This is a genomic window from Brevundimonas sp., from assembly GCF_036399195.1.
Classification (GTDB): Bacteria; Pseudomonadota; Alphaproteobacteria; order Caulobacterales; family Caulobacteraceae; genus Brevundimonas.
Genome location: NZ_DASWNO010000137.1, coordinates 1 through 23,721 on the forward strand (window position 1 = coordinate 1; position 23,721 = coordinate 23,721).

Sequence of the window (23,721 nt, forward strand, 5' to 3'; positions counted from 1 at the left end):
GGGCGTCACCGCCAGCGCGAGCCGTCGCCGTGCTTGCCGATGCTGGAGAACTCGGGCGGCGCGGCCTTGTGCACAAACTGCTCCGAGACCAGCCAGCCCTTCAGCGGGCGCAACACGCCGAGGCAGCCGATCACGAGCAGGGGCCCGGTGACCACCAGATGCGCCCACATCGGTGGATGGACGCTAAACTCAAACCACATGAACAGCGCCATGCCGACCACGCCGACGAGGCTCATGCCGAAGAAGGCGGGTCCGTCCGCCGGCTCAGCGAAGCTGTAGTCGAGGCCGCAGGCGGGACAGGCATCCCGGATCTTCAGGAAGCCGCGCAACAGCGGACCCTTGCCGCATCGCGGGCAGCGGCAGCGGAGGCCCGTGGAGAGGGTGTTGAGGCGGGGATAGGCTTCGGTGGGCTCGTTCTCGGGGGCGGACATGGCGGATCCTGACAGGGACCCGCCGCATGTCGGCCCGGCGGGTCGAGGACGCAAGCGGCTCCGGTGTCGCGGGAACACCCTGCCGGGCCGCGCCGTTCCCCGGCCATGACAGAGACCCTGAGCGACGCCGTCCCGTCCGACATAGAGACGTTGGTCGAGGAGGTGCTGACGGCGGCGTGCGACCGGGACATCACCCTGGCGACGGCGGAGAGCTGCACCGGCGGCCTGATCGCCTCCATGCTGACGGACGTCGAAGGGCGCTCGCACGCCTTCGAGCGCGGCTACGTCGTCTATACAAACGAGGCCAAGGCGCAGGAGCTCGGGGTTCCCGCGCGCCTGATCGAGCAGAACGGCGCCGTGTCCGAGCCGGTGGCGCGGGCAATGGCGGAGGGCGCCTTGCGGGAGTCCGGCGCGGGCGCGGCGGTGTCCGTGACGGGCTTCGCCGGATCGGCCGGCGCGGACGACGAGCCCGGGCTGGTGCATTTCGCGCTCGCGGCGCAGGGCGCGCCGACGGTGCATGAGGAGCATCACTTCGGCGACATCGGCCGGGGGCCGGTACGGCTGGAGTGCCTGCGTGTGGCCCTGAGGCTGCTCAAGGCGGCGGTCACCAACCGTTAACCGCGTTGAAAGGCCGTACGCGCGAGGCTGCGCGCGTATGTCCGGGGTCCCCGTCAGCAAGCGCGTGCTCAGAACCTCCGTCGCCGCCGCGGCGGCAGGCGCGGTCGCGCTCGCGCCCATGGCCCCGATGGCGCAGGAGGGCGCGCCCCCGCTCGACCCCGTGGCCATCCGGATCGGCGCTAACGCCGAGTTCACCCGCATCGAGTTCGCCGGCGTGGTCGGCTCGCGCGCCCGGGTTCGGCGCGACGGGCGGACCGTGGTCGTCCGCATCGGCTCGACGGCGGCGCCCGACGTCTCGCGGCTGAAGGTCGATCCGCCCAAGGGCGTGGAGACGGTCGAGACGCGCGCAGTCAGGGGCGCCACCGAACTGATCCTGACGCTGGCCGAAGGCGCCGACGCGCGGAGCGGAACGGCCGACGGCGCGGTGTATCTGAACCTCTACGCCACGGCCGCCGAAGCGCCGGCGCCTGCGGCCGCCGTCGCCGTGCAGACGGTCCCGGTGGTCGCGCAGGCGACGCCGGCCAAGGTGTCGATGACGTTCCGCTGGAACACGCCGGTGGGTGCGGCCGTCTTCCGCCGCGGACCGGCTGTCTGGGTGGTGTTTGATCATGCCGCCCGACTCGATATGACGGGCGCGAAGCAACTCGGTCCGGCCGCGGACGCGCACTGGACCGCTGGACCCGACCACGTGGCGGTTCGCATCGCCGCGCCCGAGGGGCTGGCGGTGTCCGCCGTCGCCGACGGCTCCGACTGGACCGTGATCATCGGCGGTTCGCCCGCCGCCGTAGCCGCCGTGCCCGTCGAGCGGGACGACGCCGGGGAGCCGGTGCTCGTGGCGCGCATGGCGGGGGCGACCAAGGCGGTGTGGTTGACCGATCCTCTGGCGGGGGACCGGTTCGCCGCCGTGACGGCGCTCGCGCCGGGCAAGGGCTTCGGCGACATCCGCCGGACCACGGACCTGACTCTGCTGCCGACGGCTCAAGGGCTGGCGGTCGAGAGCCGCGCCGCCGACCTGGGCGTGCTGGCCGAGGGCGATCTCGTCACCTTCAGCCGCCCGGGCGGGCTGATCCTGTCGCCGCCGTCGGCCTCGCTCGCGGCGGGCGGCGGATCGTCGGAAGCGCCCGCGAAGGCGCGTCATCCGGCGCTGATCCTTGCGGAGTGGGGGGATGCGGGTCAAGCTGGCTTCCCGGCTCGCTATCGCCAGCTGCAGGACGCGGCGGCGCAGGAGGCGATGGCCGCGGGGGACGACCCGCGCGCGCCCGCCGAGGCGCGGTTCGCCCTGGCGCGGTTCCTCGTCGGCTCGGGCCTGAGCTACGAGGCGGTCGGCGTGCTGAACGCCATCGTCGCCAAGGCCCCGAACATGGCGGGCGAGCCCGAACTGCGCGGCCTGCGCGGCGCCGCCCGGGCCTCGATCGGCAGGATGGAGGAGGCGCAAGGCGACTTCGCCTCCGCCGCCGTCGCGGGCGATCCCGCCTCGGCGATCTGGCGCGGCTACATCGCCTCCAACCAGGGCGACTGGGCCGCCGCGCGGCAGGCGTTCGCCGCGGGAGCCGCGGCCGCCGATCTGTTCCCGGCCGTCTGGCGCGCGCGCTTCGGGACGGCCCATGCGCTGGCGGCGCTGGAGACCGGCGACCTGCCCGCCGCCAAGGCGCTGCTCGCCTACAGCTTCAGTCAGGAGGCGCCCGCCGCGGACCAGTTGGCGGCGCGCCTGATTCAGGCCCGGCTGTTCGAGATCGAGGGGCAGTCGGAGCGGGCGCTGGCGGTCTATACCGCGGTCGGACGTGCGCCGCTCGACGCGGTGTCCGTGCCGGCCAAGCTGGGGGTCGTGCGCCTGTCGCTGTCAAAGGGCACGCTGAAGCCCGACGCGGCGGCGGAGCAGATGGAGGCCCTGCGCTGGCGCTGGCGCGGCGACGGCGTGGAACTGGCCGTCATCCGCCAACTGGGCCAACTCTATCTGTCTCAGGGCCTGTATCGCGAGGCGCTGACGGCGCTGAAGGGCGCGGGACCGTCGTTGCACCGGCTGCGCGGCGCGTCGGATATTCAGGCGGAGCTGGGCGCGGCCTTCCGCATGCTGTTCCTCGAGGGCGGGGCCGACGGTCTTCAGCCCATCCAGGCGCTGGGGCTGTTCTACGACTTCCGAGAACTGACTCCGATCGGCGCGGACGGGGACGAGATGGTGCGGCGGCTGGCCCGCCGTCTGGTGGACGTCGACCTGCTGGATCAGGCGGCGGAACTGTTGAAATACCAGGTCGACAACCGGCTGGAGGGAGTCGCCAAGGCGCAGGTCGCCACTGATTTGGCCACGGTCTATCTGATGGACCGCCAGCCCGAGCCGGCGCTGCAGGCGATCTGGAGCACTCGCACCACCCTGCTGCCCGCAGCCCTCAACAGCGAGCGCCGGGCCCTGGAGGCGCGGGCGCTGACGCAGCTGGGCCGCTACGACCACGCGCTTGAGGTGCTGGGCGCCGACGCCTCGCCAGAGGCGCGGGACGTCCGGGCCGAGATCCTGTGGAAGCAGGAGAAATGGCTCCCGGCGGCCGCTCTTTACGAGGCGCGGCTGGGCCAGCGTCATGCCGACCCGGCGCCGCTGGGCGTTGACGACGAGGCCCGGCTGATCCGCGCCGGCGTCGGCTATTCGCTGGGCGGCGACGGCGCCGCGCTGAGCCGGCTGTCGCGCAACTACCGCCCGTTCGTGGCCGGCGCGCGGGCGAAGACGGCGCTGTCGATCGCGCTGGACGACGGATCCGACCCGGGCGACTTCGCCGCGCTGGCCGCGTCCGCCGACACCTTCGCCGGCTGGGTCTCGGCCATGAAGACCGAACTGAGAACGAAAACGGGCGGGAACCGCCCCGCGGCCCCCGCCCGTCCTCAAACAGCAGCCTGATCCGCCCGTAGGCGGAACGGTGAACGCCTTACTTGTTGACGGCGTCCTTGAGCGGCTTCGACACGCGGAAGCGCACGGCCTTGGAAGCGGCGATCTTGATCGTCGCGCCGGTCGCCGGGTTGCGGCCTTCGCGGGCGGCGCGGGCGGCGGTGTCGAACACGCCCAGGTTCGAGATGCGGACGTCTCCGCCGCCGGTCAGCGATTTGTGGATGTTCTTCACGAGCGAGTCGAGCATGCGGCCGGCGTCGGCTTGGCTGACACCCGCGTCCTTGGCGACGGCGGCGATGAGTTCGGCTTGGGTGGTCATGTGGGTCGTTTCCCGATGAAAGCTCGCCGCTGATTCCGCGGCGATGACGGTGGATTGACGCCGCTTTCCCGCCCCATTGCAAGTGGCTTCGCCGTTCTAATCCCCACGGGCTGGGGATTTACCCGGCGCCGGAGGCTCTCTGGAAGCTCTCGACCAGGCTCCCCGCGACCAGCCGCCAGCCGTCCACGAGCACGAAAAAGATCAGCTTGAACGGCAGGGAAATCACCACCGGGGGCAGCATCATCATGCCCATCGACATGAGCACGCTGGCGACCACCAGATCGATGACAAGGAACGGAACGAAAAGGAGAAATCCGATTTCGAACGCCCGCTTCAACTCGCTGATCATGAAGGCCGGGGTGACCACCCGAAGAGGCAGGTCCGCCCCCGCCACAGGCGCCTCGAGATTAGACAGCCGGACGAACAGGGCGAGGTCGTCCTGGTCCACCTGGGCCAGCATGAAAGTCTTCACAGGTTCGGAGGCCGCGTCGAACGCCTGGGGCAGCTCCATCTGCTGGTCCAGCAGGGGCCGGATGCCCGAATCATAGGCGTCCTGCCAAGTCGGGGCCATGACGATGGCGCTCAGGAAGAGGGCCAGGGAGACCAGCACCGCGTTCGGCGGCGACTGCTGCATGCCCAGCGCGGTGCGCAACAACGAGAGCACCACCACGATGCGCACAAAGCTGGTGGTCATGATGACGATCGACGGCGCCAACGACAGCACGGTCATCAGCCCGACCAGCTGCACCACTCGCTCGGTCAGGCCCGCGCCGGTGCCGAGGTCGACGTTGATCGCGGCTCCGCTCGCCGCGGCTTCCTGCGCCAGCGCCGCCAGCGGCCACACGAGACAGGCGAGGGTGACGAAGAGCGACAGCAGCGCCGCCCGCTTGAGCTCGGCGCGCGTGGGGAGGGCGAAGAGGGCCGGTTGCGGCCGCGCGGTCACGTCTCGCTCCCGCGCGGTTCGATCAGTTCGCGGCCCTCGCCGAGGATCAGCAGCCGCTCCTCATTGTCGATCTGGACCAACACCAGCCGCCGGGCGGGGTCCAGCACCAGGGTCTCGACCACCTTCATGCGCCGCTCGCCGCGCTCTGCGCTGAGCTTGGCCAGCAGCTGGGGCGCGTAGCGGCGCGCGGCCCAGGCGGCGAGGCCGATGATGCCGAGGGTGAAGGCCAGCGCGAACATCGCGCGCAGCAGGTCGAGGAAATTCATGCGCCAGACTTCGACGATCATGGTTAACGCCGCGTTGAGATAACGCCCCGTTAACCATGCACACGGCAGTTTCTGCCCATCTCTGATGGGCGATCCGCGCCCGGAGCTGGACCGTCTTGGGCTTCACCGACCTGCCGCTGCTCAGCCAGATCAAGGGCCGGCTCTCGTGGCTGGACGAGCGCCAGCGCGTGATCGCCCAGAACGTCGCCAACGCCGACACGCCCGGCTACGTCGGCCGCGACCTCAACCAGCCGACCGACTTCGCCCGGGCCCTGTCGGCAGGCGGCGGCGTGCGCATGACCCGGACCAGCGCCATGCACATCGCGCCGGCAGGTCAGACGACCCGCTTCGACACCACCAAGGCGCCCGACTCTGAGACAACGCTCGATGGTAATTCCGTCGTGGTCGAGGAGCAGATGCTGAAGATGGCGGAGAGTCGGATGGCCTACGACGCCGCGATCGGCCTGTACCAGAAGTCCATGCAGATGCTGCGCATGGCCGCCCGCGCGCCCGGCCGATGAGGAGCTGACCGATGACCGACCCCGTCCCGCCCCGCAACACCGCCATGGCCGTCGCCGCCAGCGCCCTGAAGGCCCAGCAGTCGCGCATGCGGGTGATCGCCGAGAACATCGCCAACGCCCAGTCGACCGCGCAGGTCGCCGGAGGCCAGCCCTACCGCCGCCAGATCCCGGTGTTTCAGGCGCGCGAGATCGACGGCGCCACCGGCGTGACGCTGGCGGAGGTGCGCCCCGACATGGGCGACTTCCGCAGCGAGTACGACCCCTCGCACCCGGCCGCGAACGCGGAAGGCTATGTGCTTCGGCCCAACGTCGACACGCTCGTCGAGGCCATGGACATGCGCGAGGCCCAGCGGGCCTACGAGGCCAATCTCAACGTCATCGAGACGGCGCGCGCGATGGACATGCGCACCCTCGACCTGCTGAAGAAATAGGGACTGAGCCATGAACCCGATGATGGCGGCCAAGGCATACGCCTCGATCCAGGGCGGCCCGACGCCCGCATCGCCGATCGCGGAAGCCGGGCAATCCGGCTTCGCCGAGATGCTGACCAGCGTCATGGGCGACATGACCCAGACGACGCGTGCGGCGGAAACCCAGATGACCTCGGCGGTGCAGGGGCAGGGCAGCCTGATCGACGTGGTCACCGCGGTATCCTCGGCCGAGGCGTCGCTGGAGACGGTGATGGCGGTGCGGGATCAGGTGATCCAGGCGTATCAGGAAATCATGCGGATGCCGATCTGACGGCAGGCGCGCAACCTCTCCTGTTGTCGTCATCCCGGCCTTCGCCGGCATGACGACAGATTAGTACCGACGCCAGCGCCCATCCCCCCGCCCCGGAGACCGAGATGCTCAAGACGCATAACTCCTCGGCCATCGTCGCCGTCCGCGACATCGCCCGCTCGCGCAGGTTCTACGAACAGGCGCTCGGTCTGGAGATCGCCGGCGCCGAGGGCGACGACGTGCTGGTCTTCAAGACCGGCGGCGCCCGTCTGGTGGTCTATCGCTCCGAGTTCGCCGGAACCAACCACGCCAACGCCGTCGTCTGGGGTGTCGGAGACGAGATCGAGACCATCGCCGCAGACCTGCGCGGCAAAGGGGTCGTCTTCGAGCGCTATGACATGGACGGCGCGACATACGCGGACGGCGTCCACCGGATAGGCGACTTCCGCATGGTCTGGTTCAAGGATCCGGACGGCAACATCCTGCACCTGAACAGCGGCGACTGAGGGCTCACCCCTCCAGCGACACCACCGGCTGAAGCGCCTGCGCCGGACGCCGCTGGCCACGCTTCAGCCAGGCCCGGATGCGGGTCTGGATCGGGGTGTCGATCACGACGTGGAAGGCCCAGGCGAAGACGAAGGCCGCGACGACGCCCGCCGCCCAGAGCGTCCACTGCACCGCGGACGGCAGGGCGAACTTGGCGACGGCGACATTGACGACGCCGAACCAGGCGATCCGCACCACCTCGTTGGTGATGAACATCGAGAACGAGACCTGCGCCGCCTTCTCCACCCACTTCGACGGCCGCGGCGTCGGCGTGGCGCCGGCAGCGAGGATGATGGTCGAGATGCAGAGCAGCGAGACCAGGGCGTGCTTGTCGAAATACTGGACGAAGGCCAGCAGCAGGGCGGCGCCGAGGCCGGCCCAGGCCGCCAACCGGGGCGCGATCCAGACCTTCTGCGCGAACCACGCAAGCGCCATGCCCAGGAAGAACAGCGGCAGGGCGCGGAAGAAGCCGAAGCCCATCGGCATCTGGTAGACCGGATAGCCGAGCAGGGTCCAGGTCAGCTGGTTGGCCAGGAGATAGAGGCCGACGCCGAGCGCCAGCACGCTCCACGGTCCCAGCCGCACCAGCCCCTTCAGCATCCATGGGAAGGCGAGGTAGCAGCCGATCAGGGCCGAGATCGACCAGCTGGGCGCGTTCCATCCATAGCCGCCGTGCACCCCGAAGGCCTGCACCAGACCCAGCTGGGCCGGCAGCTGATCCCATGCGAACCATTCGGGAGCCCTGGGGCCGACGCCGAGGGCGCTGCCGCCGACAACCAGCAGGACGAGGCTCAGCCCCATGATGATGTGGGCGGGCCAGACCCGCAGGAATCGCTTGGCGAAGAAGTCGCCGGGCGACATCCGGCCGCCGGCGACGGAGGCTCCGTACACCCGCATCAGCACATAGCCACTGTCGATCAGGAAGAAGTTGGTCAGCAGGAAGCCGCCCCGCTCGAACACCGGGTGGACGCTCTCCGCCAGCGGGATCGGGGCCGACATCTGGAAGTGATGCAGGATGATCAAGCCGGCCACGATGAAACGCAATGCGTCCAGCCACCCGCCCCGAACGATGGGGATTGTCTCATTCCGGGTCGAAATCGCGGTCCACGCCATGGGAAAGGCCTCCTTCGAGGCGAATTCCGCAAGGACCGGGCCGCTGAGGGGCCTGTCAGGTCCCAGTGGCGGGCGTCGGCGCGGTCGGCGATCTCATCCCGGTGCTGCCGCGCTCGGGGCGGACCCACTCAGTGACGACATGGCCTTCTTCGGCCAGACACAGGGTCATGGCGTCCTTGATCTCCGCTTCCTTGCGGGCGCGCTGCACCCGTGACAGGCCATAGAAGGCGAAAGGCGCGGCGAGCGCGAAGCCAACGAGGAGACCCGCGCCGGCCGCGGCCCCCGCCAACATGCCGGCCCCTGACGCCGCCGATCCGGCCGTGACCACGCCGACAGCGCCGGCCACCGCGGCGCCGCCCACGGCCGAGCCGGTCCGCCCAGACCGGAAGCTGGAGCGACGGCCGGCGGCCACATCGTTGGAACATTGAACGAAGGCGGCTTCATAGGCCGCCATATCCGCGGGCGTGGCCGCGATACGCGGTTCAAAGGCTCGCGGCGTCGAGGCGCATCCCTGAAGACCAAGCGCCAGAGCGCCCGCGAGACAGGCGGTCGTTTTCATTATGAGCTCCCACACCCCGAGAGATCGATACACCATCGACCGCTGGTATGCGAGCGCGGCTATCCCCGCACGAGCCTCAGGAACTCCTCGCGGGTCCGGGCGTCGTCGCGGACCACGCCCAGCAGCGCGCTGGTGGTCAGGCTGGCGCCGGGCACGTCGACGCCGCGCAGCGTCATGCAGCTGTGTTCCGCCTCGATCACCACGCCCACGCCCTGCGGCCGCAGCACCTCATCGATGGCGGTGGCGATCTCGGACGTCATCTTCTCCTGGATCTGCAGGCGTTTGGCGTAGCCCCGCACCACCCGCGCCAGTTTGGAGATGCCGACGACGCGGTCGGTCGGCAGATATCCGACATGGGCGACGCCCACGACCGGCAGCATGTGGTGTTCGCAGAAGCTGACGAAGCGGATGTCCTTCAGCACCACCAGCTGGTTGTAGCCGCCGACCTCCTCGAAGGTGCGTTCGAGGTACTGACGCGGCTCGACCTCGTAGCCCGAGAACAGTTCGCGATAGCTGCGCGCGACCCGCGCGGGCGTGTCGAGCAGGCCCTCGCGGGCGGGATCGTCCCCGGCCCATTCGATCAGCGTGCGGACGGCGGCTTCGGCTTCGGCCTGGGAGATGCGGGGTTGGGTCATGGAGCATCCATACCTCTCCCTCCCCCTTGTGGGGAGGGTGGTCGCGCGGCGATCGGGTGAGGAGGGCTCGGCGACGAGAGCGCGGCGGACGCCTAGCCGAAGCGCCCCCACCCGGCCTCGCCTGCGGCTCAGCCACCCCACAAGGGGGGAGGGAGAGGCCGCGTTCCTAACTCCCCGTTAACCACGCTCCCGGCATTTTCTGCCCGGTATCCCGGGAGTGCGATTTCGATGAACGGCGCGGAAGTTCTGGACGTGGGCCGCGACGCCCTGTGGCTGACAATTCAGCTGTGCCTGCCCGTGCTGCTGGTCGGGCTGGTCGTCGGCGTGGTCATCGGCCTGGTCCAGGCCCTGACCCAGATCCAGGAGCAGACCCTGATCTATGCGCCCAAGATCATCGCCATCTTCGTGTCCCTGCTGCTGTTCCTGCCGCTGATGGGCGCGCTGCTGGGCGGCTTCATGCGCGAGATCGCCGCCCGCATCGCCGGGATGTAGGTGGAGCCCTACGCCACAGCGGATCAGGTCTGGCAGGCAGCGCTGATCTTCGCGCGCATCGGCGCGGTGCTGATGATGTTGCCGGGCATCGGCGAGAGCTATGTGCCGCCGCGCATCCGCCTGTCGCTGGCGCTGGTGGTGTCGCTGGCCCTTTGGCCGGTTATTTCGGGCGTCCTGCCCGCCCTGCCGGTCACCGTCGGCGGCATGGCCGGCTGGATCATCCGCGAGGTCATCGTCGGTCTGATGATCGGCGCCCTGCTGCGCGCCTTCATGACGGCCCTGTCGACGGCGGGCGAGATCGTGGCCCTGCAGACGACGCTGGCCTTCGCCCAGACCGCCAATCCGATGCAGGCCCAGCCGGGCACCACCATCGCGGCCTTCCTGATGCTCCTGGGCACGACGCTGATCTTCGCCACCAACACCCATCACCTTTTCATCGCCGGACTCGTCGGCTCGTACGAACTGATCGCCCCCGCCGGGCCGCTGGTGACCGGGGATTTCGTCACCCTGGCGGTGCGCACGGTGGGCGACGCCTTCATGCTCGGGGTGCAGTTGTCGGCCCCGCTGCTGGTCTTCGCCCTGATCTTCAACCTCGCCTCGGGACTGGTGGGGCGAGTCATGCCGCAGTTCCAGGTGTTCTTCGCCGCCGCGCCGCTGAGCATCATCCTCGGCCTGTCGGTCTTCGCTCTCAGCCTGGGCGTCGTGGGGACGGTCTTCATCGACCGCTACCGCGCCCTGGCCCGGATCTTCGCGGGGGACGCCGGTGGCTGAATCCGCCGATCCCGAGTCGAAGACAGAAGAGGCGACACCCCGAAAACTCGAGGACGCGCGCAAGAAGGGCGACGTCGCCAAGTCGCCGGACGTCGCCGCGGCCCTGTCGCTGGCCTGCGCCGCCGCCGTGATCCTGATGTCGGGCGGCTGGTTCGCCACCGAGATGGCCGAGACGCTTCTGCCGTTCATCGCCGCGCCTCACGCTTTAATGGGCGGACTGGACGCGGGCGCGGGAGTCGAGATCGGCGCCATCGCGGTGTGGGCCATCGTGCCGTTCATGGGCGCGGTCATGCTGGCCACCATCCTCGGCGGCGTCGGCGGCAACCTGGCCCAGTCGGGCCTGATCTTCACCGGAGAGAAGCTCAAGCCGGACTGGTCGAAGGTGAACCCGATGAAGGGGTTCCAACGCATCTTCGGCCCTGACGGGCTGGTGCAGTTCATCAAGACCTTCATCAAGCTGCTGGCCGTCGGCGGCATCTGCTGGCTGGTGTTGAAGCCGCACATCCGCGAGCTGGAGAACATGGCGGCCATGCCGCCGGCGATGATCCTGCCGGTCGCACGGGACATGGCGGTGGGTCTGATGACGGCGGCGGTCGTGTTCCTCGGCTTCACCGCCGGCGCGGACTTCATCTGGCAGAAATATCGCTTCGCCGAGCGGATGAAGATGACGAAGGAGGAGATCAAGGAGGACTACAAGCAGTCCGAGGGCGATCCTCACGTCAAGGCGAAGCTGAAGCAGATCCGGGCCCAGCGCAGCCGTCAGCGGATGATGCAGAACGTGCCCAAGGCCACGGTCATCGTCACCAACCCGACCCACTACTCCATCGCTCTGCGGTACGAGCCCGGCGAAGGCGATCCCGCCCCGATCTGCGTCGCCAAGGGCGTGGACGCGCTGGCGCTGCGGATTCGCGAGGTCGCACGCGAGCACGACGTGCCGATCGTGGAGAACGTCCCTTTGGCCCGCGCGCTCTACGCGGCGGTCGACGTCGACGAGACCATCCCGCGTGAACATTTCGAAGCGGCGGCCAAGATCATCGGCTTCGTCATGCAGAAGCGGAAGCGGCGCTGACGGCGGCTTCCGCACCCCGCGGCCCCATGCTTTCCGATAGACCGAAGTTCGCCGAGCGCATCGCGGCGACCTCCGGAGGTTCCGTCTTAAGCCTTTGTTTTCCTTGCTCGGCAATACGGATGCCATGACGACCAGTACGCAGATTTTCGAGCGCCTTCGCAGGGTGGTGGTGGCCGTGACGGCCGCGCCCGAGACCGAGACCGTGGGTCAGACCGTCCTCCGCCTTCTGAAGGCGCGTCCTGAGCTGGGCGGCTGGGATTGGGTGCTGGATATCCGCAACCCGCACGAGAAGGCGCCGATGGCGGAGCTCGAGCAGATCGCCTCGGCCTTCAACGAGCGGACCAGCACGATGGCCTATACGGTGTTCGTCAGCAGCGATCCGGGCACCTACGACCGCTGCGCCCTGCTCGGCGCTCGCTTCCAGCGCCGCTGCCATCTGGTGGCGCGGGACATGGCCGAGGTCGAGCGACTGCTGCCGCAAGCCATCCAGTTTATCTGACGCCGGGCTTCTCGGGCCCATCAGTCTTAACGGCCCATTTACCACGCAGGCGGCAGTTTCTGCCTAGCGGGCGTGTTTCGAGACCCGTGAGTATTTCGGGCGGGGACGCGTGGGCGGCTTCACGGCGGCGTTGCAGAGATTCGGGATCGGTCGCCTGACCGTGGTGCTGGGCGTCGCCGCCGGCGTCGCGGCGGTGCTGGTCGCGGTCATGCTGCGGATCGGACAGGCGCCGGACGCCCTGCTGTATTCCAACCTCGACCTGCGCGAAGCCTCCGAAGTGACCACGGCGCTGGACGGCGCCGGCATCAAATATTCGTCCAAGGGGGACGGCTCGACCATCTTCGTCAGCCGCGACGAGGTCGGCGAGGCGCGGATGCTGGTGGCCGGCAAGGGGCTCGTGACCTCCGGCAGCGTCGGCTACGAAATCTTCGACAACCAGTCGGTGCTGGGACAGACCGAGTTCCAGCAGAACCTCAACGCCAAGCGCGCGCTGGAAGGCGAACTGTCCCGCACCATCATGAGCATGCGCGGCATAAGCTCGGCCCGCGTCATGATCGCCCTGCCGCAGCGGCAGCTGTTCCAATCGGAGGCGGCGGACCCGACCGCATCGATCGTCGTCGGCGTCGCGGGCGGACAGCTGTCGGGGGCGCAGGTGCAGGCGATCCGCAACGTGGTCGCTTCCTCCGTGCCAAACCTGAAGCCCGAGAAGGTCACGCTGACCGATACCTCGAACCGCACGCTGGCGGCCGGATCGGACAGCGAGGGCTTCAGCGCCGCCTCGGCCCAGGACGCCCGCGACAGCACCGAGGCCCAGCTGCAGGCCCGGATCAAGGACATCGTCGAGGGCGTGGTCGGCGTCGGCGGCGCCCGGGTTCAGGTCACGGCGGACATCGACCACAGCCGCTCGACCACGCAGGAGCAACGCTACGACCCGGATGGTCAAGTCGTGCGCTCGACCTCGATTAACGGCACGGAATCGAGCGACACCACGGCCCAGCCGGACGGCGGCGTGACGGCGACGAACAACATCCCCGGCGGCGAGGCCCCGGCGACCACAGCGGGCGGCTCGCGCGACACCGCCAACACCGAGACCACCAACTACGAAATCTCCAACACCACCACGACGACGGTGAAGGAAGCCGGCGAGATCAAGCGGCTGGCCGTTTCCGTGGCCGTCGACGGCCGCTGGACGCCGGGCGCCAATGGCGCGGCCCCCACCTACGCCGCGCGGCCGCCCGCCGAGATCGAGCAGATCAAGGCTTTGGTGGCGGCGGCCGTCGGCATCGACGCGACGCGCGGCGACAAGATCGAGGTGCTGAACGTGCGCTTCAACCGCGATCTGGCGGCGGTCGGGGAGGAGGCGAAGTCCTCGCTGTTCGACTTCACCAAGAACGACCTGATGCGCGGCGTCGAGCTGCTGGTCCTGCTGATCACCGGCGTTCTGCTGATCTTTTTCGTGCTGCGTCCGCTGCTGAAGTCGGCTTCGGGCGGCGGCGGCCAACCGCAGCTCGCGGCGCTGGGCGGCGGAGGCGGGACGGTGACCTCGCTGCAGACCACGATCATGAACGGCGGCGCGCCGATGCAGCAGCTGTCGGGCCCGCCGTCCGAGATGGAGCAGCGGCTCGACATCGCCCGCATCGAGGGTCAGGTGAAGGCGTCCTCGGTCCGAAAGGTCGCCGACTTCGTCGAGAAGCACCCTGAGGAGTCGGCGTCGATCCTCCGCAGCTGGGTCCACGAAGGCTGATGGCGGCCCGCCTCGTCAACAAGAAGCCCGCCGTCGAGGACGCCAGGAAGCTGACGGGGCCCGAGAAGGCCGCCGTGATCCTTCTGTCGTTGGGTGAGGACCACACCCGGCTGTGGCAGGGGCTGGACGACGACGAGATCAAGGAAATCTCCCAGGCCATGGCCAGCCTGGGCTCGGTGAGCTCGTCGGTGGTCGAGGAGCTGATGGTCGAGTTCGTCTCGGGCATGAGCGGCTCGGGCTCGGTCATGGGCTCGTTCGAACAAACCCAGCGCCTGCTCGCCTCCTTCATGCCCTCGGAGCGCGTCGAGGGCCTGATGGAGGAAATCCGCGGCCCGGCCGGCCGCACCATGTGGGACAAGCTGGGCAATGTGAACGAGGCCGTCCTCGCCAACTACCTGAAGAACGAATACCCGCAGACCGTCGCGGTGGTGCTGTCGAAGATCAAGCCCGACCACGCCGCCCGCGTCCTGACCAGCCTGCCCGAGGACTTCGCCCTCGAGTGCGTCCAGCGGATGCTGCGCATGGAGCCGGTGCAGCGGGAGATCCTCGACAAGATCGAGCAGACCTTGCGAACCGAGTTCATGTCCAACCTGGCTCGCACGTCCAAGCGCGATAGCCATGAACTGATGGCGGACATCTTCAACAGTTTCGACCGCCAAACCGAGGCCCGCTTCATCGGCGCGCTGGAAGAGCGCAATCGCGAGGCGGCGGAACGCATCCGGGCGCTGATGTTCGTGTTCGAGGATCTGGCCAAGCTCGATCCCGGCGGCATCCAGACCCTGCTCCGCGCCGTCGAGAAGGATTCGCTGGGTCTGGCGCTGAAGGGCTCATCGGAGTCGCTGCGCGAGCTGTTCTTCTCAAACATGTCCGAACGCGCCGCCAAGATCATGCGCGAGGACATGGAGTCGATGGGGCCCGTCCGGCTCAAGGACGTCGATCAGGCGCAGATGGCCATGGTTCAGGTCGCCAAGGATCTCGCCGCCAAGGGCGAGATCATGCTGGTGGGCCAGGGCGGCGACGACGAGTTGATCTACTGACATGACCGCTCGCCCCCTCAGCACCCCGTTCCAGTTCGACACCGAGTTCGACGCCTCAGGCGTGGTCGTTCAGACCTCCGCCTTCCGGCCCGCGCGCCGGTCCTACGCACCGGCGGAGGTCGAAGCCCTAATCGCGCAGGCGCGCCTGGAGGCGCGCAGCGAGGCCCAAACCGAGACTGAGAACCTGCAGGCGATGGCGCTGTCCGCGATCGGGCAGGCGCTGTCCTCCGCCATTCCGGCACTGACGCAGGTGGCGCAGGCGCACCGCGAACAATCGGCGACCTTGGCCATGGCTGCGGCCCGGGTCGTCGCCGCCTCGGCGCTGGACCGCTTCCCGGCCGGGCCGCTGCAGGCCGCTCTGGAGGCTCTCGGCCAGGAGATCGACGCCTCGCCTCGTCTGGTGGTGCGCACCGGCGACCTGGACGACGCCACCCGCGCGCGGATCGAGCGGCTGTGTTCGGACTCCGGCTTCTCGGGCGTGGTCGCCTTCCGCGAGGAGCCGGGGATGGCGTCCGCCGCCTTCCAGCTGGAATGGGCCGACGGGCGCGCCGCCTTCGACCCCGCCGACGCCTTCGCCCGCATGGCTGAAGCCCTGAACTCCGCCCTGGCCGCAGAGGCCGGGCACGCCGAAGCTCTCAACCCCGAACCCTTGGAAGGGAGGCCGTAATGGCGTCCGACACCCTGTCCCTCGAGGAGTTCCCGGACTCCGTCGCCATGACCCTCTCCGACGGTCCCGGGGAGAAGACCGCCCACGACCTCGCGCCCGTGTTCGACGTGCCGGTCAACATCTCGGCCGTGCTGGGCAAGGCCCACATGTCGGTCGCGCAGTTGCTGAAGCTGAACCGCGGATCGGTGCTGGAGCTGGACCGCAAGGTCGGCGAGGCGATCGACATCTTCGTCAACAACCGGCTGGTCGCCCGCGGCGAGGTCGTCGTCGTCGAGGACCGGCTGGGCGTGACCATGACGGAAATCATCAAGACGGAAGACTCCGGCGCCTGATCGGCAGCCGGCTGTAGAGATTAGAGGAGAAGACCCATGCGGCTTCTGGTGGTTGGCAGGCTCAGCGGACAGCTGGCGACGGCGGTGAAGATGGCCATGGCGCACGGCGCCAAGGTTCAGCACGTCGAGCGCGGCGATCAGGCGACGGAGCAACTGCGTCGCGGGCAGGGCGCGGATCTGCTGATGGTCGACTATCGGATCGACATCGCCGGCTTGATCGCGGCGAACGAGGCCGAGCGCATCCATGTGCCCGTGGTGGCCTGCGGCGTCGACGCCGACGCCACCGACGCGGCGAATGCGATCCGGGCGGGGGCCAAGGAGTTCATCCCGCTGCCGCCGGAAGCCGATCTGATCGCGGCGGTGCTGTCGGCCGTCGCCGACGACGACCGCCCCCTGATCTCCGCCGACCCGTCCATGAAGGCGGTGATCATGCTGGCCGATCAAGTGGCCCGCTCGGAGGCTTCGATCCTGATCACCGGCGAAAGCGGCGTCGGCAAGGAGGTGATGGCCCGCTATCTGCACGCCGGCTCCAAGCGCGCCGAGCGTCCGTTCATCAGCGTCAACTGCGCGGCCATCCCCGACAATCTGCTGGAATCCGAGCTGTTCGGGCACGAGAAGGGCGCCTTCACCGGCGCCATGGCCCGCCGCATCGGCAAGTTCGAGGAAGCTGACGGCGGCACCCTGCTGCTGGACGAAATCTCGGAGATGGACGTGCGCCTGCAGGCCAAGCTGCTGCGCGCCATCCAGGAGCGGGTCATCGACCGCGTCGGCGGCACCAAGCCCGTGCCGGTCAACATCCGCATCATCGCCACCTCCAACCGCGACCTAGCCAAGTCGGTGGCGGAAGGCGCGTTCCGCGAGGACCTGTTGTACCGCCTGAACGTCGTCAACCTGCGCCTGCCCGCCCTGCGCGAGCGACCGGGCGACATCGCCGTGCTGGCCGACCACTTCGTGCGCAAATACGCCGCCGCCAACGGCGTGCCGGTTCGTCCGATCTCGGGCGACGCCAAACGCGCGCTGGTCTCGCACCGCTGGAACGGCAACGTCCGCGAGCTGGAGAACGCCATGCATCGCGCGGTGCTGCTGGCGGTCGGGCCGGAGATCGACGTCGACGCCATCCGCCTGCCCGACGGCCAGCCGCTTGCGATGGGCAGCCACGGCGCCGCGCCGGGCGCCGGCTTCGCCGAACGCGCGGCCCAGACCGCTGACGCCGTCACCCGCGCCCACGTCGGCCAGACGGTGGCGCAGATGGAAAAGACGCTGATCCTCGACACCCTGTCGCACTGCCTTGGGAACCGCACGCATGCGGCCACCATCCTTGGCATCTCGATCCGCACCCTGCGCAACAAGCTGAACGAATACGCCGACGAGGGGACGAGCATCCCCGCGCCGCAGTCCGGCGTCGCCTCGGCCGGCTACGCGGCCGCCTGAGCATGACCGTTAGAACGGACCGCAGAAGCGTCCTAACCGGCTTTGGCGCGCTGGGCCTGATCGGCTGCTCGCCTCGGGCAGACGCGGTCGCCGCCGACGTCGTTCGGCCAACCTCGCTCGCGCTCGATTTCGGCCCGCTTGAGCGACGCCATGGCGGACGGCTCGGCTTCACCGCCGTGGTTCCGGGCGGCGACCGGATCGACTGGCGCGCGTCGGAGCGGTTCGTCTACTGCTCGACCTTCAAGATGTACCTGGCTGCCGCCGTGCTTGAACGGGTCCAGCGCGGCGAGGAGCGGCTGGACCGCGCCGTGCCGGTGACGCGGGCGGACATGGTCAACCATGCCCCGGTCACCGAGCCCGCCATCGGCTCGACCCTGACGATCGAGACCCTGTGCAAGGCGGTGGTCGAGGTCAGTGACAATCCCGCCGCCAACATCCTGATCCGCGAAATGGGCGGTCTGGACGTCTTGCGCGCCTGGTACCGGTTGATCGGCGACGACAGCACGACCGTCGATCGTCTCGAGCCGATGATGAACCGGCTGGACGGCGACAAGGACACCATCACCCCGGCCCAGTCGGCCGAGAACCTTCAGCGCCTGTTCCTGTCCGAAGAGACGCCGCTAACCCCCGAGAGCAAGACCCGGCTGCTGCGCTGGATGTTCGACTCGCCCACCGGGATGGCCCGGATCAAGGCGGGAGTCCCGGCCGGCTGGCGCGTAGCGCACAAGACCGGCACCGGTGGCTACGGTCCGACCAACGACATCGGCCTCGCATACGCCCCGTCGGGCCAGACGGTCATCATCGCCGCCTACTACCACGGCGCCGCCTCGTCTTCGGACGCTGACAACGAGGCGGTGATCGCCGAAGCGACGCGTATGGCGGTCGCCGCGCTCGGGCTCGCGACGGCGTGACGGACCTCCCCGCCTCTCCCTCGATGATGAAGGACGGCATGGCGCGGCCCACCGGGCGCGACATGATGGGCTGGATCGCGCGTGGCGAGGTCGCCATGGCCGTCGGCGTCATCGGCGTCATCCTGCTGCTGATCCTGCCGATCCCGACCTTCCTGCTCGACATGCTGCTGGCGCTGTCGCTGGTGTCGAGCGTGCTGATCCTGATGACCGCGGTCATGATGAAGAAGCCGCTGGACTTCGCCATCTTCCCGACGGTGCTGCTGGTCACGACCCTGTTCCGGCTTGGGCTCAACCTCGCCTCGACCCGGCTGGTGCTGAGCCACGGCCATGAGGGCTCGGGCGGGGCCGGTCAGGTGATCGAGGCGTTCGGCACGCTTATGATGGGCGGAAGCTTCATCATCGGCATCATCATCTTCGCCATCATTCTGGTGGTGAACTTCGTCGTCATCACCAAGGGCTCGACCCGCATCGCGGAGGTCTCGGCGCGCTTCACCCTCGACTCCATGCCCGGCAAGCAGATGGCGATCGACGCCGACCTCTCGTCGGGCCTGATCGACGAGGAGTCCGCCAAGCGCCGCCGCAAGGAGCTGGAGCAGGAATCGACCTTCTTCGGCGCCATGGACGGCGCCTCCAAGTTCGTGCGCGGCGACGCGGTCGCCGGCCTGATCATCGTCTTCATCAACGCGATCGGCGGCATCCTGATCGGCACGCTGCAGCACGGCATGCCGATCGGCGAGGCGGCCAACAGCTATGTCGCCCTGACCATCGGCGACGGTCTGGTGACGCAGGTGCCGGCCATCGTCATCTCCATCGCGGCGGGCTTCCTCGTGTCCAAGGCCGGCGTCGAGGGCACGGCCGACAAGGCGCTGGTCGCCCAGCTGGCCACCAACCCCGTCAGCCTGGGGGTGGTCTCGGCGGCGTCGGGCCTGATCGGCCTGATCCCCGGGATGCCGCTGCTGCCGTTCGCGGCGCTGTCGATCGGCACGGGCTTCATGGCCTGGAAGCTGGGCCGGGAGCGGCTCAAGCCCCAGCCGACCGAGGCCGAGACAGCCGCCCGCACCGCCGCCGCAGGGCCGCGCGAAGACGTGGAGGAGCCGATCGGCACGGCCCTGACCATCGACGAGGTGAAGATCGAGCTCGGCTATTCGCTGCTGTCGCTGATCAACGATCTGGAGGGCCGCCGCCTGACCGATCAGGTCCGCGCTCTGCGCCGTTCTCTGGCGCAAGAGTACGGCTTCGTCATGCCGTCCGTCCGCATCCTCGACAACATGCGGCTGGGCACCCAGGCCTACGCCATTCGCATCAAGGAAATGGATGCGGGCGCCGGCGAGGTCCGGCTCGGCTCGCTGATGGCCATGGACCCCGCGGGCCGTCAGGTCGAACTGCCGGGCGAACACACCAAGGAACCGGCCTTCGGCCTGCCTGCCACATGGATCGACGAGAGCCTGCGCGAGGAGGCCACGTTCCGAGGCTACACCATCGTCGATCCCTCGACGGTGCTGACCACCCACCTGACCGAAATCCTCAAGGAGAACATGGCGGACCTGCTCTCCTACGCGGAGGTTCAGAAGCTGCTGAAGGAGCTGGGTACGGAAGAGAAGAAGCTGGTCGACGAGCTGATCCCCTCGGTCGTCACCGTCACCACCCTGCAGCGCGTGCTGCAGACCCTGCTGCGCGAAAAGGTCTCGATCCGTGATCTGGCCGCCATTCTGGAAGGCCTGGCCGAAGCGGCGCCGCACACCTCGTCGGTCACGAACCTGGTGGAGCACGTCCGCGCCCGGCTGGCGCGACAACTGTGCTGGCAGCACAAGGGCGACGACGGGGCTCTCCCGATCGTCACCCTGTCGCCCGAGTGGGAAGCGGCGTTCGCCGAGGCTCTGGTCGGGCAGGGCGAGGAGCGCCAGCTGGCCATGGCGCCGTCGCGGCTGCAGGACTTCATCCGCGCGGTCCGCGACGTGTTCGAGCGAGCCGCCATGGCCGGCGAGACGGCGGTCCTGCTGACCGGCCCGCAGATCCGCCCCTATGTCCGCTCGATCATCGAACGCTTCCGCGGCCAGACGGTGGTGATGAGCCAGAACGAGGTCCACCCCCGCGCGCGGCTTCGGACCATCGGGACGGTTTGAGGCGGTCGTTGGCGGATATGCCGACATTCCGCCGTCCGTGACTGGACAGGGGCCCGTGCGCCGCTAAAGCTCCGGCGTGATGACACCGGCGCTCCGCCCCATCCTGCTGGCCGCAGGCCAGTTCTTGCGGACGCCGACGCTGGGCCGTCGCGTGGCGGGCCTGCTGGCGGCCGCCATCGTTCTGCTGCTGGTTGTCAACCTGGCCGTGTTCGTGATGATACGGCGCACCGCGGAATTCAACGACGCGGTCGAGACCGGGCACAACGTCCGACTGACGGCGAACGAGGTCCTGACCCTGCTGGTCGACGCTGAAACCGGGCAGCGCGGCTATCTGCTGACCGGCCAGCCGGAGTATCTGGAGCCCTATACCGCCAGCCTGGAACGACTTCCTGACCGGCTCGGGGAACTGGGGACCCTGGCCGCGCGCGACGAGGACCTCGCCGCGCGGGTCGAGGTGCTGACTGAACTCTCCACGCAGCGGCTGGATGTGATCGACCGCTCGCTGTCGCTCGCGCGGATGGGCCGGATGGACGCCGCCGCGGACGTGATCCGCGAGGGCGCCGGGAAGCGGATCATGGACCAGGTCCGCGCCGAGGTCGCGGCCATCGACGAGGTGCAGGCCACCCGTCTGGTGTTCAGCACCCGCCGCACCGAGTGGGCGGCCACGGTGACAGTCATCGTGAATGCGCTGGCGGCGCTGCTGATCCTCATCCTCGCGGGCGTCAGCGCCTGGATGATCCGGCGCTACGTCGTCGAAATCCAGGAAGCGCGCGACGCCCTGGACCGCCTGAACGCGGGATTGGAACATCAGGTGCGCGACCGGACCTTCGAGCTGACCCGCGCCAACGAGGAAATCCAGCGCTTCGCCTACATCGTCAGCCACGATCTGCGCGCCCCGCTGGTCAACGTCATGGGGTACACCGCGGAGCTGGAGCAGGCCGGGCGGATCATCGACAAGCAGATGACGGCGGTCGAGACCAAGGCTCCGAAGCTGGTCGAACAGGACGCCCTGACGGCGGTGCGCGACGACGTGCCCGAGGCGATCGGCTTCATCCGCGCCTCGACCGAAAAGATGGACCGGCTCATCAACGCCATCCTGAAGCTGTCGCGCGAGGGGCGGCGCACCCTGACGCCCGAGCGGCTCGACATGACCGGCATGGTGCGGGGCATCGCCGACAGCCTCGCCCACCAGACCCAGGCCGCGGGCGCCGAGATCGTCGTGGAGGACCTGCCTCAGGTCGAGAGCGACCGCCTTTCGGTCGAACAGGTGTTCGGCAACCTTCTGGATAACGCCGTCAAATACCTCGACCATGGCCGCCCCGGCCGCATTGTGGTCAGCGGCCGAGAGGTCGCCGGGGGTTGGCTCGTCTACAAGATCGAGGACAACGGGCGGGGCGTGTCGGACCGCGATCACGAGCGGATTTTCGAGCTGTTCCGCCGGGCCGGCAAACAGGACCGGCAGGGCGAAGGCCTCGGGCTCGCGTTCGTCCGCAACAGCGTGCGACGCCTTGGCGGCGACATCAGCCTGGAGTCAGAACTCGGCAAGGGCTCGACATTTACAGTGAAATTCCCCACACGCCTCGTCCTCGCGGACGCCGGAGATCGCATATGAGCAATGCCGTGAAGATCGTGATGGTCGAGGACGACCTCGGTCACGCCAAGCTGATCGAGAAGAACATCCGGCGCGCGAACATCGCCAACGAAATCGCGCACTTCGCGGACGGCGGCTCGGCTCTCGACTACCTGTTCAGCGAGGAAGTTAGGCAGAACGGGCCGATGCTGATCCTGCTCGACCTCAACCTGCCGGACATGTCGGGCATCGACATCCTGGCCCAGGTCAAGGGTGACGAACGCCTGCGGCGCGCCCCGGTCGTGGTCCTGACCACCACCGACGACAAGGGCGAGATCGACCGCTGCTACGATCTCGGTTGCAACGTCTACATCACCAAGCCCGTGGATTATGAGAGCTTCGCCGGCGCCATCCGCCAGCTGGGCCTTTTCCTGTCGGTCATGCAGGCCCCGGATATCGAGTGAGCGAACTGGTGAGGATCGTCGGCGAGTCCATCCGCCTGCTCTACATCGACGATGACCGCGGGCTGTCGCGGCTGGTCGAGAAGGAGTTGGGGCGGCACGGCTTCGCCGTGACCTGCGTGGCGGACGGCGACGCCGGCCTCGAGGCCCTGACCGCGCGCCCGGGCGATTTCGACGTCGTGGCGCTCGACCACTATATGCCGGGCCGCGACGGCCTGGATGTTCTGCCCGAGATCATCGCCCTGCCTCACCCGCCGCCGGTGGTGTATGTCACCGGGGCCCAGGAGGGCCGGATCGCCGTGGCCGCCCTGCGCGCCGGGGCCGCCGACTACGTCATCAAGGACGTGTCCGAGGACTTCACCACCCTGCTGCGGAACGCGCTGGAGGAAGCCGTCTTCCGCCGTCGGCTGCAGCGCGAAAACGAAGAAGCCCAGGAACAGGTCCGGATCGCCCGTGATCGGGCCGAAGCCATGCTGCGCGAGGTCAATCACCGAGTCGGCAACTCGCTGCAGCTGGTGTCCAGCTTCATGTCCCTGCAGTTGCGCCATCTGGTCGATGAAGGCGCACGCGCTGCGCTCAAGGAGGCGCAGGCGCGCATCGAGGCGGTCGCCCACGTCCACCGCCGCCTCTACACCTCGGGCGACATGTCCAGCGTGGCGATGGACGAATACCTCGGCGGCCTGATCGACGAACTCGCCAAGTCGGTCGGCCCGGATGAAGGCTCGCCGAATATCACGCTGAGGGCTGAGCCGATGCGGGTCTCGACCGATCAGGCTGTGTCGCTGGGCGTCGTCGTCACCGAGCTGGTCACAAACGCGGTCAAATACGCCTACGAACCGGGGCAGGGCGGAGAGATCAGGGTCGTGCTGGAGCCCGACGCTAATGGCCGCGCCCTTCTGACGGTCGAGGACGACGGACCCGGCATGGGCGACGGCAAGCCGCGCGGCACCGGGCTGGGCGGCAAGATCGTCACCGCCATGGCCTCGGGCCTGCGCTCGGCCGTGGAGTACGATCCGGCGCATCGCGGCGTCCGCGCCTGCCTCGCGTTCGATCTCTGAAGGCCGGACGGGA

At 68.8% G+C, this 23,721-nt stretch carries 27 protein-coding genes; 20 read left to right on the top strand and 7 right to left on the bottom strand.

The genetic code is table 11. The features are described 5' to 3' along the window. Positions 1 to 5: 5 nt before the first annotated feature. A complete protein-coding gene (locus VGB60_RS06425; protein ID WP_331037437.1) occupies positions 6 to 431 on the bottom strand; it encodes a DUF983 domain-containing protein in 426 nt (141 codons plus the stop codon). 105 nt (positions 432 to 536) lie between these two features. Between VGB60_RS06425 and VGB60_RS06430 the strand changes: the two genes are divergently transcribed. Next, positions 537 to 1,049, top strand: a complete 513-nt coding sequence (locus VGB60_RS06430; RefSeq protein ID WP_331037438.1) for a CinA family protein — start codon at positions 537 to 539, stop codon at positions 1,047 to 1,049. 64 nt (positions 1,050 to 1,113) lie between these two features. After that, a complete protein-coding gene (locus tag VGB60_RS06435) occupies positions 1,114 to 3,933 on the top strand; it encodes a hypothetical protein (RefSeq protein WP_331037439.1) in 2,820 nt (939 codons plus the stop codon). A 28-nt stretch (positions 3,934 to 3,961) separates the two neighbouring features. Here VGB60_RS06435 and VGB60_RS06440 read toward each other — a convergent pair whose 3' ends face one another. From VGB60_RS06440 to VGB60_RS06450, 3 genes are all read right to left on the bottom strand, one after another. After that, complete coding sequence (locus tag VGB60_RS06440; protein ID WP_331037440.1) at positions 3,962 to 4,240, bottom strand: HU family DNA-binding protein; 279 nt, start codon at positions 4,238 to 4,240, stop codon at positions 3,962 to 3,964. 118 nt (positions 4,241 to 4,358) lie between these two features. Then, positions 4,359 to 5,183, bottom strand: coding sequence for a flagellar type III secretion system pore protein FliP (fliP, locus tag VGB60_RS06445; protein ID WP_331037441.1), 825 nt, complete (start codon positions 5,181 to 5,183; stop codon positions 4,359 to 4,361). Then, positions 5,180 to 5,449 (bottom strand): flagellar biosynthetic protein FliO, encoded by a 270-nt coding sequence (locus tag VGB60_RS06450; protein WP_331037471.1) that lies wholly within the window; start codon positions 5,447 to 5,449, stop codon positions 5,180 to 5,182. The genes fliP and VGB60_RS06450 overlap by 4 nt, the downstream gene beginning before the upstream one ends. Before the next feature lie 116 nt (positions 5,450 to 5,565). Here VGB60_RS06450 and flgB point away from each other — a divergent pair, with 116 nt between their 5' ends. The 4 genes from flgB to VGB60_RS06470 all read left to right on the top strand — a co-directional run bounded on the left by flgB (position 5,566) and on the right by VGB60_RS06470 (position 7,196). Next, positions 5,566 to 5,970: a flagellar basal body rod protein FlgB gene (gene flgB, locus VGB60_RS06455; protein ID WP_331037442.1), complete on the top strand. Its 405-nt coding sequence runs from the start codon at positions 5,566 to 5,568 to the stop codon at positions 5,968 to 5,970. 44 nt (positions 5,971 to 6,014) lie between these two features. Beyond that, positions 6,015 to 6,401 carry a flagellar basal body rod protein FlgC gene (gene flgC / locus VGB60_RS06460; RefSeq protein ID WP_331037472.1) on the top strand — a complete coding sequence of 129 codons (387 nt, stop codon included), beginning with the start codon at positions 6,015 to 6,017 and terminating at the stop codon, positions 6,399 to 6,401. A gap of 10 nt (positions 6,402 to 6,411) precedes the next feature. Next, positions 6,412 to 6,711: a flagellar hook-basal body complex protein FliE gene (locus tag VGB60_RS06465; RefSeq protein WP_331037443.1), complete on the top strand. Its 300-nt coding sequence runs from the start codon at positions 6,412 to 6,414 to the stop codon at positions 6,709 to 6,711. 104 nt (positions 6,712 to 6,815) lie between these two features. After that, positions 6,816 to 7,196 (top strand): VOC family protein, encoded by a 381-nt coding sequence (locus VGB60_RS06470; protein WP_331037444.1) that lies wholly within the window; start codon positions 6,816 to 6,818, stop codon positions 7,194 to 7,196. 4 nt (positions 7,197 to 7,200) lie between these two features. On the opposite strand, the gene VGB60_RS06475 is transcribed toward VGB60_RS06470, so the two are convergent. The 3 genes from VGB60_RS06475 to folE are packed head-to-tail and all read right to left on the bottom strand — an operon-like array spanning position 7,201 to position 9,543. Next, the gene (locus VGB60_RS06475) at positions 7,201 to 8,349 is read right to left on the bottom strand and encodes an acyltransferase (RefSeq protein ID WP_331037445.1); all 1,149 of its coding nucleotides are present in this window, start codon (positions 8,347 to 8,349) and stop codon (positions 7,201 to 7,203) included. A 55-nt stretch (positions 8,350 to 8,404) separates the two neighbouring features. Next, on the bottom strand, positions 8,405 to 8,908 hold the full coding sequence (locus VGB60_RS06480; RefSeq protein WP_331037446.1) for a hypothetical protein: 504 nt from the start codon (positions 8,906 to 8,908) through the stop codon (positions 8,405 to 8,407). 59 nt (positions 8,909 to 8,967) lie between these two features. After that, entirely contained in the window at positions 8,968 to 9,543 is a 576-nt protein-coding gene (gene folE / locus VGB60_RS06485; protein ID WP_331037447.1) for a GTP cyclohydrolase I FolE, read from the bottom strand. Between the two features lie 228 nt (positions 9,544 to 9,771). On the opposite strand from folE, the gene fliQ reads away from it, so the two are divergent. The 14 genes from fliQ (at position 9,772) to VGB60_RS06555 (ending at position 23,708) form a co-directional block, all read left to right on the top strand. Continuing rightward, positions 9,772 to 10,035, top strand: a complete 264-nt coding sequence (fliQ, locus tag VGB60_RS06490) for a flagellar biosynthesis protein FliQ (protein ID WP_055830786.1) — start codon at positions 9,772 to 9,774, stop codon at positions 10,033 to 10,035. Then, positions 10,036 to 10,806, top strand: a complete 771-nt coding sequence (gene fliR, locus VGB60_RS06495) for a flagellar biosynthetic protein FliR (RefSeq protein ID WP_331037448.1) — start codon at positions 10,036 to 10,038, stop codon at positions 10,804 to 10,806. It abuts the gene before it with no gap. Then, on the top strand, positions 10,799 to 11,875 hold the full coding sequence (flhB, locus tag VGB60_RS06500) for a flagellar biosynthesis protein FlhB (RefSeq protein ID WP_331037449.1): 1,077 nt from the start codon (positions 10,799 to 10,801) through the stop codon (positions 11,873 to 11,875). Before fliR ends, flhB begins: the two co-directional genes overlap by 8 nt. Positions 11,876 to 11,999: 124 nt before the next feature. Beyond that, a complete protein-coding gene (locus VGB60_RS06505) occupies positions 12,000 to 12,374 on the top strand; it encodes a hypothetical protein (RefSeq protein WP_331037450.1) in 375 nt (124 codons plus the stop codon). 109 nt (positions 12,375 to 12,483) lie between these two features. Beyond that, the gene (gene fliF, locus VGB60_RS06510; RefSeq protein ID WP_331037451.1) at positions 12,484 to 14,118 is read left to right on the top strand and encodes a flagellar basal-body MS-ring/collar protein FliF; all 1,635 of its coding nucleotides are present in this window, start codon (positions 12,484 to 12,486) and stop codon (positions 14,116 to 14,118) included. After that, positions 14,118 to 15,155 carry a flagellar motor switch protein FliG gene (gene fliG / locus VGB60_RS06515; protein WP_331037452.1) on the top strand — a complete coding sequence of 346 codons (1,038 nt, stop codon included), beginning with the start codon at positions 14,118 to 14,120 and terminating at the stop codon, positions 15,153 to 15,155. Before fliF ends, fliG begins: the two co-directional genes overlap by 1 nt. 1 nt (position 15,156) lies before the next feature. Next, positions 15,157 to 15,822 carry a flagellar assembly protein FlbE gene (locus VGB60_RS06520; RefSeq protein ID WP_331037453.1) on the top strand — a complete coding sequence of 222 codons (666 nt, stop codon included), beginning with the start codon at positions 15,157 to 15,159 and terminating at the stop codon, positions 15,820 to 15,822. Next, positions 15,822 to 16,154, top strand: a complete 333-nt coding sequence (gene fliN, locus VGB60_RS06525) for a flagellar motor switch protein FliN (protein ID WP_331037454.1) — start codon at positions 15,822 to 15,824, stop codon at positions 16,152 to 16,154. Before VGB60_RS06520 ends, fliN begins: the two co-directional genes overlap by 1 nt. 36 nt (positions 16,155 to 16,190) lie before the next feature. Further along, the gene (locus VGB60_RS06530; protein WP_331037455.1) at positions 16,191 to 17,585 is read left to right on the top strand and encodes a sigma-54 dependent transcriptional regulator; all 1,395 of its coding nucleotides are present in this window, start codon (positions 16,191 to 16,193) and stop codon (positions 17,583 to 17,585) included. Between the two features lie 2 nt (positions 17,586 to 17,587). Beyond that, on the top strand, positions 17,588 to 18,496 hold the full coding sequence (gene bla, locus VGB60_RS06535; RefSeq protein WP_331037456.1) for a class A beta-lactamase: 909 nt from the start codon (positions 17,588 to 17,590) through the stop codon (positions 18,494 to 18,496). A gap of 23 nt (positions 18,497 to 18,519) precedes the next feature. Beyond that, positions 18,520 to 20,619: a flagellar biosynthesis protein FlhA gene (flhA, locus tag VGB60_RS06540; protein WP_331037473.1), complete on the top strand. Its 2,100-nt coding sequence runs from the start codon at positions 18,520 to 18,522 to the stop codon at positions 20,617 to 20,619. A 79-nt stretch (positions 20,620 to 20,698) separates the two neighbouring features. Then, entirely contained in the window at positions 20,699 to 22,231 is a 1,533-nt protein-coding gene (locus VGB60_RS06545; RefSeq protein ID WP_331037457.1) for a sensor histidine kinase, read from the top strand. Next, complete coding sequence (locus VGB60_RS06550; protein WP_331037458.1) at positions 22,228 to 22,653, top strand: response regulator; 426 nt, start codon at positions 22,228 to 22,230, stop codon at positions 22,651 to 22,653. The genes VGB60_RS06545 and VGB60_RS06550 overlap by 4 nt, the downstream gene beginning before the upstream one ends. Then, positions 22,650 to 23,708 carry a sensor histidine kinase gene (locus VGB60_RS06555; RefSeq protein ID WP_331037459.1) on the top strand — a complete coding sequence of 353 codons (1,059 nt, stop codon included), beginning with the start codon at positions 22,650 to 22,652 and terminating at the stop codon, positions 23,706 to 23,708. Before VGB60_RS06550 ends, VGB60_RS06555 begins: the two co-directional genes overlap by 4 nt. Positions 23,709 to 23,721 lie beyond the last annotated feature (13 nt).